10 protein-coding genes and 1 pseudogene are annotated in these 12,400 nt (G+C 43.8%); 1 reads left to right on the top strand and 10 read right to left on the bottom strand.

Going from position 1 to position 12,400, the window contains the following annotated elements; genetic code table 11:
• Window positions 1-94 precede the first annotated feature (94 nt).
• Complete coding sequence (locus K1I94_RS06760; protein WP_049553250.1) at window positions 95-967, top strand: AraC family transcriptional regulator; 873 nt, start codon at window positions 95-97, stop codon at window positions 965-967.
• A gap of 120 nt (window positions 968-1,087) precedes the next feature.
• On the opposite strand, the pseudogene K1I94_RS06755 reads toward K1I94_RS06760, so the two are convergent.
• The 10 genes and pseudogenes from K1I94_RS06755 to K1I94_RS06710 all read right to left on the bottom strand — a co-directional run.
• Window positions 1,088-1,516 (bottom strand): annotated as a pseudogene (locus K1I94_RS06755) (hypothetical protein); the annotation flags it as partial.
• An 84-nt stretch (window positions 1,517-1,600) separates the two neighbouring features.
• Window positions 1,601-2,983, bottom strand: a complete 1,383-nt coding sequence (locus tag K1I94_RS06750; RefSeq protein WP_223314838.1) for a CapA family protein — start codon at window positions 2,981-2,983, stop codon at window positions 1,601-1,603.
• 161 nt (window positions 2,984-3,144) lie between these two features.
• Complete coding sequence (locus tag K1I94_RS06745; protein WP_223314837.1) at window positions 3,145-5,076, bottom strand: beta-glucoside-specific PTS transporter subunit IIABC; 1,932 nt, start codon at window positions 5,074-5,076, stop codon at window positions 3,145-3,147.
• A gap of 275 nt (window positions 5,077-5,351) precedes the next feature.
• The gene (locus K1I94_RS06740) at window positions 5,352-6,623 is read right to left on the bottom strand and encodes a TRZ/ATZ family protein (protein ID WP_223314836.1); all 1,272 of its coding nucleotides are present in this window, start codon (window positions 6,621-6,623) and stop codon (window positions 5,352-5,354) included.
• 137 nt (window positions 6,624-6,760) lie between these two features.
• Window positions 6,761-7,453 (bottom strand): methionine ABC transporter permease, encoded by a 693-nt coding sequence (locus K1I94_RS06735; protein WP_002898357.1) that lies wholly within the window; start codon window positions 7,451-7,453, stop codon window positions 6,761-6,763.
• Entirely contained in the window at window positions 7,453-8,520 is a 1,068-nt protein-coding gene (locus K1I94_RS06730) for a methionine ABC transporter ATP-binding protein (RefSeq protein ID WP_002898358.1), read from the bottom strand. The genes K1I94_RS06735 and K1I94_RS06730 overlap by 1 nt, the downstream gene beginning before the upstream one ends.
• A 247-nt stretch (window positions 8,521-8,767) precedes the next feature.
• On the bottom strand, window positions 8,768-9,640 hold the full coding sequence (locus K1I94_RS06725) for a MetQ/NlpA family ABC transporter substrate-binding protein (RefSeq protein WP_002896572.1): 873 nt from the start codon (window positions 9,638-9,640) through the stop codon (window positions 8,768-8,770).
• A gap of 158 nt (window positions 9,641-9,798) precedes the next feature.
• A complete protein-coding gene (msrB, locus tag K1I94_RS06720; protein ID WP_223314835.1) occupies window positions 9,799-10,734 on the bottom strand; it encodes a peptide-methionine (R)-S-oxide reductase MsrB in 936 nt (311 codons plus the stop codon).
• 145 nt (window positions 10,735-10,879) lie between these two features.
• Window positions 10,880-11,269, bottom strand: coding sequence for a DUF1310 family protein (locus K1I94_RS06715; protein WP_223314834.1), 390 nt, complete (start codon window positions 11,267-11,269; stop codon window positions 10,880-10,882).
• 169 nt (window positions 11,270-11,438) lie between these two features.
• A complete protein-coding gene (locus K1I94_RS06710) occupies window positions 11,439-12,377 on the bottom strand; it encodes a dihydroorotate oxidase (RefSeq protein WP_223314833.1) in 939 nt (312 codons plus the stop codon).
• Window positions 12,378-12,400 lie beyond the last annotated feature (23 nt).

Here is a 12,400-nt window from a genome sequence, read left to right as displayed (position 1 = left end):
CGTTTTTTTTGTATTTATATTATAATAGTTGTCAAACATATTTTCTAACACAATTATCTTAATAAATTGTACTATTCTATGAAAGAGTGTCCCCATGATTGATTTAGGCCAACTACATAAAAATACCGTTTTTAAAAACCAAGGAACCCCTTATTCTCTGACCCGCACCATCACTGAGAATGGTCATCCAGATATTCTTTTCCACTGGCATACCGATGTTGAAATGATTTATGTCCACGAAGGAAAAGCACAATTTCATATTGATGACGACTACTTTAACAGCGAAAAAGGTGATATTATCCTGATTCGCCCCAATGCCCTACACTCCATCCACCCCATCAACGACGAGCGCCATTATATGGACGCCATTAATTTCCATCTGGATCTGATGGGTTACTCTGCCATGGATCAGGCCAGCATCAACTATCTGCAGCCCCTCTACAATGGCCAGTTGGACTTGACTCATGTTATCAAGCCCAATGATACAGCCTATACGGAGATTCGTCAGTGCCTCTTAGCAGCTATGGAAACAGGCTATTTCCGCAAATCTCACTACGAGTTTCAGCTCAAAGCCCAGCTCAACCAGCTCTTCTACCTGCTCTTTGAGAACGGCTATGTCATTTCCAAAGACCTGTCACCCGAAGGCTATCGCAAGGAAGAAAAGATTCGCTCCATCATTGACTACATCAATGCCCATTACCAAGAAGACCTGAATATTGATCAACTGGCTGGCATCTGTGGCTACAGCTCCACCCATTTCATGAATTTCTTCAAGAAGCATCTGGGCGTTTCCTGCATTGAGTACCTAATCCAATTCCGTCTACGCAAGGCAGCCGAACTCCTGCAGCACTCTAACCTCTCTGTACTGGAAATCTCCAGCCAAGCAGGCTTTAATAACCTGTCCAACTTCAACCGCCAGTTCAAAAAATACTACCAAATGACACCAAGCCAGTATCGGAAGAAATGAAGCTCTACAATGGAAAATAAAAAAACGAATACCTGCTGACAAAATATGCTAGGAGGTATTCGTTTTTTGTAACGCTAATATTATAAGAAGGATAGAAACAGCACCATGTTTTGTAAGATATTATTCTAGATCTCGGTCCCTGCCTTCTGAGCCATAGACTCTGTGATAGGCTTTGACATAAAAAGATATGGGTTTATCTGATTCGTTTTGGACAGTGATATCTTGATCACTGTCGCTTACACTAAAAACAAACGTTCTATTTTGGGTAAAGTTGATATCAATGCTATAGTTTTCGTTAAACTCAACACCTAAATCGGATAACGCCTGTTCGTTTGGGATTGTTATCCCCCCTTCCTTTTCATTATAGTAGTGAACAGACTTTTTTTCTGCATCATAGATATACTCATTTTCATCTATCTGCTCTCTCAAATAAGAATCATAAATTCTAATTTTCCCATCTGTTTTATCTTTAAATTTTAAAACACTGACTCCTGAACCCTTTATTAGGTCAAGATAAGGCTTTTTAATCTTTACATAAACAGCTTCGCCTTTAATTATAACAAAGTCCTCAATTTTAAAACAGCAAAAACCAGATTGGTAAATCCAATCTGGCTAAACTCATATTCAAGCAATTTATTGCCCCGGCCAATTCAGTCCAACATGAGACTTCATTTCCTGATAGGCGGTATCAATCCGTGCTCTGGTTTCTTGATCCAGTTTGTCTCGATACTTGCCACCTTCGACAAAGTCGTCCAAAATCCAGGTCTGGTAAGTGTATAAAGGAAGACCGTCTGCTGAAGTAGTGCCCTTTTCAACTCGGCTGACCCAGCTCGGATGAGCCTGGGCACTTTTTATCTGTGTGCCCTTTGGTGTCTTTTCAATGGTAACATCCATCAGCACTCCGCGCTCGGTCCAATGAGCATTTTCAATCTCCTCCATGGTTTCGATGCGCTGATTGGAAATGAAATTCCCCATAGAATACATGATCAGCTTCTTCTGGCCGTCTTTCTCTAAAATCTCTGCCGGCTGAACCACATGCGGATGCCCTCCAAAGACGATATCTGCTCCCCAGTCAACCATTTTATGGTAGAGGGTCATCTGCTCCTCTGTCGGCTCCAGCTGGTACTCTATCCCCATCTGAGGCATGACGACTGTAATATCTGCTTCCTTTTCTGCCCGCTCAATCTCGGCCCGCATCTTTTCTTCATCCAGATCGGACAGACGATTATCATAGTCTTCCTGACTGAGCAGCCCCTCCATACCATTGTAACCATAGGAGTAAGCCAGCAGTGCAATCTTAATGCCTTTAACTTCCTTTATCAAGAGCGGTACCTGACTGCGGCTTTCATGCGGATAAACACCAATGGGAGTGATTCCCTCTTTTTCAAAAGCCTGAGCTGTAGTGAAAACTCCCTCCAAGCCAGAGTCTAAAATGTGATTATGAGCCAGATCCATCACCTGATAGCCAGCATCCTTGATTGCTGGAACTACGGCTTCTGGAGCATTAAAGAGCGGATAGCCATTCAAGGGATAGTCCGGCCGAATCGTGCCTTCAAAGTCCCCTAAGACCAAATCTCCCTGCCGAAGCCATTCCTTGGCATAGTGGAAATTCTCAGAAAAATCATAAGTGCCGTCTTCTTTCTGAGCACTCAGATAAAGACCATCATGATAAAGCAAATCCCCAGTCGCCATGATACGAACCGTCTGATTCTGAGAGGAATCTGACTGCTGCTCTTTCTTACTAGGAGACAGAAAGGTAAAATCCTGCACATGCTCTGACAGCAGAATTAAGCCAGCTGACAGCCCTACAACGGTCAAAAGCACTCCGACAAACTGGCGATTGCTAAGCTGTTTTTGAAAGAACTTAGGACGAGGAAATGGAAGTCCCTTAAACCAATCCCGCCAAGCTTGGTAGGCATCTGTCAGGAGAGTATGCTCCGCAGCAAAATCAGATATCTTTTTCCAAAGTTTCTGAAAAAAAGTCTGAATCTTCTCCCAAAGAAATTTTTTATCCATCACATCTCTCCGCCTTTTCTTGCTTGATAATAGTGCATCAACATTTACTATATTGTACTATTTTTACCGTCAAAAGGAAAGAAAAGCAAAAAGCAGGAGAGGGAGAAGCATGCTACAATCTTCAAATTGTGGCAATCTCTTCCATTCTCCTGCTTCATTTTCTATTTTTTCAAATCTAAGAGCCGATCACCGAGCTGAATTTCTCCTTTTGCAAGGACTTCAATCTGCTTATAATTAGCTGTGTTAGTAACAATGATTGGAGTTGTCACTGGATAACCAGCCTCCTTGATAGTATCGATATCAAAGCTAAGCAAAAGCTGGCCTTTCTTGACTTTAGAGCCTTGGACAACATGGGCTGTAAAGCCTTTTCCGTCAAGGGCTACTGTATCCATACCGACGTGAATCAACAGTTCTGCTCCACCATCCGTAGCTAAACCAACAGCATGGTTGGTAGGGAAGAGCAGGCGAATGACCCCATCAGCAGGCGCTACTACTTCACCGACACTTGGCTCAATGGCAACTCCTTTGCCCATAGCCCCGCTGGCAAAGACTGCGTCCGGAGTGTCCTCAAGAGCCACTACCTCACCAGCCAATGGACTAGTCACGACTTGCTCTGTAATTCCCGCTGAGACTATTTCTTTTTCAGAATCTAAAGACTCGGCAGCATCTTTTTCTGACGGACCACCAAAAAGATTCGGAATCTTGACCAGCTGAGTCAGGCCAAAACCTAGCACAAAGTTTGCCACAATAGCAATGAGGAAGTGAATCAAAGTCATGCTGTTGCCTGCTTCGATAAAGGATGGAATGGCAAAGAGTCCCAAACCACCCATAACCTGCATCTTTACATCAAAGAAGGCCAGATAAGCACCAGTCAGAGCTCCAGAAATACAAGTCATGATGAATGGCAAGCGCATTGGAAGGGTGATACCGTAAATAGCCGGCTCCGTCACACCAAAAAGAGCTGATATAAAGGCCGGAATCGAAAGCTGACGAACTTTATCTTCTTTGGTGCGCATCATGATATTGAGCAAGGCACCAGCCTGAGCAAAACAGATAGCAATAGTAGCAACAAGGATGACACCTGGACCCTTTTGAAGCTCCAAAATAGCCAACGGTACCAAGCCCCAGTGAAGACCAAACATGACCAGAACCTGCCAAGCAGCCCCTAGGACGATACCATACAGCACAGGACTAAAGTCATAGATACCTGTAAAGAGAGCACCAACCAAATCAGAAGCCCAGCTCATAACTGGACCGATAACTAGAAAGGCCAGTGGCACTGTAATTAAAAGGGTAAAGAATGGTACGATAAAGACTTTGACAACATCGGGAATGATCTTTTTAAAGCCTTTTTCAATCTTGGCCCCAACCCAAACAGCTGTAATCACTGGAAGGACTGTTGATAGGTAGCTAGATGCAGGGAAGATAATAGGAAGACCGAAGAAAGTCGAGAAAATCGAAGACTCGATTGGTGTACCTGCAAAAAGTGTATAAAGCGGTTTTTCTGCTGTAAAACTAGCTGCGATATTTGGATAAACCAAGGCAAAACCGATAGCCAAAGCCGTGAACTGATTCATCTTGAACCGTTTAGCAGATGTAATAGCCAAAATTAAAGGAAGAAACTGGAAGATACCATCACCAGCTGCATTGAGAACGACATAAGCACCATCTGTTTTGGCAACGCCTAAGGCAGCCATAATGGCTACCACACCTTTTATCATACCAGCTGCTGACAAGGTACCAAGCATCGGCTGGAAGAGACCGGATACGAGCGCAATGAAGCGGTCAAACAGATTCCCTTCTACAGCATCATCATCTGCATCAACACTGCCCTCACCAGCAATTCCAGCAACCTTGAGCACCGTTTCATAAACATCTGGCACATGATTACCAATAACAACTTGATATTGACCACCGGCCTTGACAACCGTTACAACTCCGTCGCGCTTCATCAGATAGTCTGTATCTGCCTTAGATTCATCCTTTAGAGAAAAACGCAAGCGTGTCACGCAGTGTACCAGTTTGGTGATGTTGTCCTTGCCACCTACATGGGCAACAATATCCTGAGCTAATTCTGTATAGTCTTTAGCCATAATGGATCCTCCTTGTATTTTTTAGGTTGGCAGTTTCTTCCTATTCCCGGAAAATAGGGCACGAAAAAAACCTAAACACACACCAAATAGAAAGCAAGAAACTGCTTTATATCTTGTATTTGCTTAGGTTTTGCCTGCTTGACCAGTAACAATCCATAAGTTTATTATACCAGAAGCTAGAGAAATTGCAAGCGTTTTCCGAATAATTTGTCGAATTTTATAAAAAACAAATGGAAGCAAGGCTAATTTCTCGCTTCCATTTTAAGCTTTTACACTTACACAAAACTCCCTACATCAACGGTCAGCACCTGGCCGTCTCGGACGACCTGCTGCCCAGCAATGTAGACATCCTGAACATCACTGCCTTTGACTGCGTACACTAGGTGCGACAGCATATTTCCCAAAGGATAGAGATGAAGTCTTCCCTTAGGTTGAATGACAATGAAATCGGCTTGCTTGCCCGCTTCCAGACTACCGATTTTGTTATCCAATCCCAACGCCTTGGCTCCTTCAATAGTCAAAGCTTTCAAGGCCTGCTCAATCGTAAACTGGGTTGCATCGCCTGCCCGCATCTTCTGAAGGAGAGCAGCTGTCCGGCCTTCTTCAAACATGTCCAGATTATTATTGGAAGCGACAGAGTCTGTCGCTAAGCCAACGGTCACCCCAGCGGCTAGTAAGTCGGTCACCGGAGCTACACCGGAAGCCAGCTTGAGGTTGCTGATAGGATTGTGGGCGATGCTGACTGGTGAAGCCGCCAAATCCGCAATCTCTGACGGATTCAGTTCAACTCCGTGAGCAAAAATTGCTGGCTGCTCCAAGTAACCCAAACCCTTTAAGAAAGCCAGAGGCCGTTTGCCATAGCGCTCCAGTATGATTTTATTTTCATCCTGGGTCTCCGCCACATGGATATGAAGCTTCAAATCCAGTTCACGCGCTAGCTCAAGACTGCCCTTGAGCAACTCTTCGTCACAGGCATAAGGCGAATGAGGCGCCACCATAACCTGAAAATCTTCATCGTCATAGGAGAGGATTTTCTCAATAATGGTCCGAGTACGATCCAGAGTCTCTTCTGCTGTTTCCGACTCTGAGCTAAAGAGGGTTGGTGAGAAATAGCAGCGCATACCAGACTGATGCACAGCCTGATAAATCCGGTCAATCTCCACTCCCTGAGGATTATACATGTCGTTAAAAGTCGTTGTCCCTGACAGCAGCATTTCAGCCAGAGCCAGCTGGACAGCCTCGGTCGTTAGATCCGCTGTGAACTGGCTTTCTGCTGGCCAGATATAGTCCTCCAACCACTCATGCAGATTGCTGTCATCACGAATCCCGCGCAGCAAAGTCATGGCCGAGTGAGTATGGCAGTTGACCAGCCCTGGCATGATCCAAGTACCTTCATAATCCACTGTTTCACTACATTTCCCTAGCCAGCTTTCATCATAGGGACCACAGTAGGCAATGCGGTCGTCCTCAACCACCAATAGCCCTTCCCGGTAAACATGAAATTGGCTGTCACAGGTCACCAGATTGACATTTGTATAAGCTTTCATCCGCCATATCCTCACTTTCCCAACACTTGCTTTCAAGAGATTTTAGCTATTATAACAAGCCTAATCTAATTGCGCAAGTCTTTTAATACAATTATGGCATAAAAAAGAGCCCCAGCTGAGGCCCTAGTTGTCAATCATTATCTATGACTAATCTTCCGTGTCAGGAAATCCCCAACAAACTGAATAAAGAAGATGAGCAGCAAAATAAGAATGGTCGCAAGAATAGTCACATCATGGTTGAAACGCTGATAACCATAAGTCAGGGCAACATTTCCCAGTCCGCCAGCACCAATCGCTCCCGCCATAGCAGTCTCACCAACCAGAGAGATGAGCGTAACAGTCGTCACCCGAATCAAGTCCGGCAGACCTTCCCGCAGGTAAACACCGACAATGTCCCAGAAGGTTGCTCCACTAGCCTGCGCCGCTTCAATCACTCCTCGGTCTAATTCGGATAAGACCACCTGAACCTGACGGGCAAAGAAAGGAAAAACAGCCAGTGAAAGAGGGACCAAGGCCGCAGTCGGTCCAATCCCAGTTCCCACAATAATCCGAGTAAAAGGATTGATGAGGGCTAGGAGAATGATGAAAGGAATCGCCCGGAAGATAGAGGTAACCTTGTCCAAGACGAAAAAGACAAGTCTATTTTCCAAAATACCTCTCGGCCCTGTCAAGACAAGCAAGAGACCTGCGATAAAGCCTAGAATCCCTCCGATAAAGAAAGGAATGATAGTCATATACAGAGTCAGGTAAATAGCTGTTCCCCAGCCAGCCTGCCCAGACCATCCCATTCTATAAACATTGGGCATAAATTGTTGAATCAGCTGTAGCATTAGTTACTCCCTTCTTTCAGAACATGCAGCTCTACTCCTGCTTCGCGTAGACTTTCCTGCACCGCCGCCAGTTGCTTGGTCTCTCCAGATAAGATAACGACCATTTCTCCGACCGGTACATGATCTAAAATCTCAATATTGGCGTGAAGAATATTGGCAGATATGTGATACTGCTTGTAAATGTCGTTTATAATGGCTGTGTCCGTTACCACACCTGAGTATTTCAGGTGGGCCAGAATGGAATTTTCCGGCAGGTTTTGCACAATCTTTTGCTGGTTGATTTTGATCATGGCCTCATTGATACCCGTTGCGGTCGTAATGAAGTCTTGGGTCAGCTCATTCTTGGGATTAGAGAAAATATCCAGAACTGAACCTTCCTCAATCAGCCGACCGTTCTGCATAACTGCTACCCGGTTGGCAATGTCCTTGACAATCTGCATTTCGTGGGTAATGAGGACAATAGTCAGACCCAATTTTTGATTCAAATCCTGCAGTAGAGCCAAAATCTGCTTGGTGGTCTTAGGATCCAGAGCGGATGTAGACTCGTCCGAAATTAGGATTTTGGGATCATTGGCCAAGGCCCGCGCAATAGCCACCCGCTGCTTCTGACCACCAGACAGCTGGGCAGGATAATTGTCCGCCCGATCCGCTAAGCCTACCAAGTCCAAAAGCGTATGAACTTTTTTCTCTTTTTCAGCAGCTGATAAAGGTGAATGCTTGAGCGCAAAAGCAACATTTTCCTTGGCTGTCATCTGTGCCATGAGGTTGAAATGCTGGAAAATCATCCCGATATCCTTACGCTTTTGGCGTAGCTGAGCTGCAGTAAGCTGAACCTGATGATGATCATAGAAAACCGTATCATCCACCGTGATCTTACCGGCAGACGGCACCTGCAGCAAGTTAATGACACGGACCAGGGTAGACTTGCCGGCACCAGAATAACCTACAATCCCATAAATATCACCCTGATTAATATGAATGGTCACATCTTCTACAGCCTTAATGTCTTGCTTTTTTTGCTTAAAAACGACATCAATGTGATCCAATTTGATAATTTCTTTGCCCATAATTTCCGATTCACTCCTTGATTTGTCCAATATGAGATTTAGCCACTATAGCCTTTTAGTTTGATTTCCGTCTGTCACTTGACCTAAGGAACTGATAAGTCGCGCGCTGCAATCTGTACCAACCTAGCTCAAAGCCAGATACTGTTCAAACTAAATGACCCTAATAGCAGATAAAGGGCTGGAGAAGCTAATCTCCGCCCTTCTTAATCATTTCATGATTCAATACAATGACTTTCTGCTGGTAAAATCACCAAACCGGCTGATCCATACCATCTGATGATTCTTCGATAACTTTTTTCACTTCATCAGTGTGGTAAGCCTTGATAATTTTTTCAATTGCGTCAGCCTTGTCTGATTTCTTCCAATCTGGTTTCGCTGCAATCAGGTTATACCATTGTTTTGAGTTTTCATTGGCTTCTTCTTTGAAGAGGGCCTTCTTGTAGTCAATACCTGCTTCGCGGACGAAAGTATTATTGACAACTGCAGCATCTGCTGAAGTCAGAGAAGCTGGCGTTTGAGAAGCATCCAACTCAGAAATTGTCAGATTCTTCTTGTTTTCTTTGATGTTGGCAACAGTCGCAAGTTCCTTACCTTTAACATCAAGCTTGATCAAGCCAGCTGATTCAAGAAGATAAAGAGCACGGCTCTCATTTGTCGCATCATTTGGAACGGCAATTGTCCCATTTTCTGGGATGTCTTTCACATCTGTGTATTTATTTTTGCCGTCCTTTGTACCAGAGTAGAGACGAATAGGAGCGATATAGGTATCCGCAACAGACACAAGGTCTGCTCCCTTCTCTTTGTTCCAGTTTTCAAGGAAGTTGTAATGTTGGAAAGCGTTGATATCCACATCACCGTCAAGCAGAGCTTGGTTAGGCTGAGAGTAGTCGGTAAACTGTGTATACTCTAATTTAACGCCTGCATTTTCTTTGTCAAGAATCTCTTGAACCTTGTTCCAGCGCGCTTCTTCTGTATCACTCAGGCTCATTACCCCAACCTTGACGGTTACAGGTCCGTCTGCTGATTTGCTCTCCTTACTAGAAGAGCCTCCGCAAGCTGCCAAACCCAAGGCTGCAAGGCCGACTAAGCCGACTGAAAAGATTTTTTTCAAATTCATCATTTATTCTCCTTTAATGGATAAAATTCTAAATCTTCTATTTTATAAGATTACTTCTCATTTTACCATGTTAAAGGAGACTTGGCTTATATAAATAATTTATCGCCGTGATAAAAAAATTATATAACGATTTGAAGCATTTGAGTTGATTTTATGCCCTTTTACTGCATGAAGGTCAGCAGATAGCCATATCCTTCTGCTTCCATTTTCTCTTTTAGAATAAATCGCAGAGCTGCTGAGTTGATACAGTAGCGCAAGCCGCCTGCTGCTTCTGGTCCGTCTGTGAAGACATGCCCCAGATGGGCGTTCCCTGAACGGCTGCGCACTTCGATCCGCTCCATGCCATGGCTCTTGTCTTCATAGTATCGCAGAACTTCTCTGGCAATGGGCCGGCTAAAGCTAGGCCAGCCGCAGCCAGACTCAAACTTATCACCAGCAAAAAAGAGGGGCTCACCAGTCGTCACATCTACATAAATTCCTTCTTCAAAAGTGGCATTGTAGGCATTATGGAAAGGGCGCTCTGTCGCACTGTTCTGGGTCACCTGGTACTGCTCTTCCGTCAGCTGCTCCTTTAGTTCTACATCCGTAGGCTTCTCGTACTGTCCTGGATCGACCAAGGGCTGATAAGCATCATTGACATTGATATGACAGTAGCCACCAGGATTTTTCTTGAGATAATCCTGATGATAGTCCTCAGCTAGGACATAGTGGCGCAAAGGCTCTAGCTCAACAGCAATCTTTTGTCCCAACTGCTTTTCCTGCTCAGAAAAAACCTGCTCAATGACTGCCTTATCGGCTTGATTGGTATAGTAAACGCCCGTCCGATACTGACGTCCTACATCATTTCCCTGCTTATTGACCGACAGAGGATCAATGACTCGGAAATAATAGAGCAGGATTTCCCGCAGGCTGACCCGCTTTTCATCATAGATCAGATGAACCGTCTCTGCATGGTCCGTCTGATGAATCAGCTGGTAGTTGGTTGATTCCACTTGCCCATTGGCGTATCCCACTGTCGTTTCCTCCACACCCTCAATGTGAGAAAAGTACTCTTCCAAGCCCCAGAAGCATCCGCCTGCTAAATAAATTTCTGCCATAAAAGCACCTCATTTCTTTGCGACTATTTTCTCATAAAAGGAGTAAATTTTATAGTGATTCAACTCAAAAATGATTTCTGCTGCTGACTATAACTACTATTATACAGGTATACAGGCAGAATCTCATCATATTTATTTTTTTTGCTCATTTAACATTTTCCTTTAACAAAGCTGATAATTTAGGTGATATGGTATAGCCATATGTTTCATACTCTCCATTGTCATTTTTTATCAATCCAAAATGAAAGTCTAATTCTTTATTGTTATTAAAATACAATCGAACCATCAGACCTCCCATCGGATTATATTCTAATGTCTCAGTATCAATTTCATAAGATTGAATAACTCCTTCTCTTGTTAGAGCATTAGGATCATTCTCTCTCATATGTTCTTCATAAACCTTTCTAGCTTCTTTACTAGTCGCAATGCATATCATCTTTTGCTTCTTCTGGTTTTGATACATACTAAATCCTATGATAATCAGTCCCGTAACTACTAGAATACTGAGCCCACTCCATAAGAATGTTTTATTCATCGTAATTTCCCCTTCAAATATCTTATCAATTTATTTTATTTGTAGTATAACACAATTTTAGGATATTCTTTAAATGGTGGAGGTCAGTAGTTCTCAGATATTATCATCGCTTTCAAAAAAAATTGAAGAAAGATGCATCTTTCTTCAATCTGAAACAGCCGTATTTTAATTACTCCTCAATATACTTCAATTTTCCTCGGAAATCTTCTAAGCTTTCATAGCCTTTTTCTTCCATAATAGCCTTGAGTTCTGAGGTGATGCGTTCGAAAGCTGCCACTCCTTCTTTATGAAGGGTTGTTCCTACTTGCACCATACTGGCACCACAGAGGATATGCTCAAAGGCATCGCGCCCCGTCAGGACACCACCAGTTCCGATGATTTGGATTTCAGGTTTCAGGCGTTGGTAAAAGGCATGGACATTAGCTAGAGCGGTCGGCTTGATATACTGACCTCCGATACCTCCAAAACCATTTTTCGGACGAATGACCACTGACTCATCTTCTATATAAAGACCGTTTCCGATTGAGTTTACACAATTGACAAACTTGAGTGGATATTTGTTAAAAATCGCAGCGGCTTGATCAAAATGCACGATGTCAAAATAAGGAGGCAGCTTGATACCCAACGGCTTGGTAAAATAAACAAAAACCTCTGACAAAATCTTTTCCGTCGTTTCAAAGTCATAAGCAATCTGCGGCTTACCAGGGACATTGGGGCAGGAGAGATTGAGCTCAGTAATGCCTTTAAAGTCACTTGCCTGCACTTTCTGAAGAATGGTGTGGGTTTCTTCTGGCGACATACCGACCAAAGAGAGGAAGAAAGTCCGATTTGGTTCGCTTTTCTGGAGTTCCAGCAGATAGTCAAGATAGTAGTCTAAACCATTGTTGGGCAGGCCCATGGAGTTGATAGACCCCAGCGGAACATCCTGATAGCGTGGTTCTGGGTTTCCCTGACGAAATTCCAGCGTCGCCGTCTTGGTCACAAATGTTCCCGCAGCAGAATCTTTGACTTCTGCCAGTTCCTCTTTTGTCATGCAGCCAACACCAGCTGCATTCATCAGGCAGTTGTCAAATGCAAAACCAGCAATCTGTGTAGATGTCGAAACCATAGTAAAACGCTCCTTTTTCTTCT

Source organism: Streptococcus sanguinis (genome assembly GCF_019929145.1).
GTDB lineage: Bacteria > Bacillota > Bacilli > Lactobacillales > Streptococcaceae > Streptococcus > Streptococcus sanguinis_U.
Note: the sequence above shows the minus strand (reverse complement) of the source record. Positions and strands in the feature narration are given on the sequence as shown.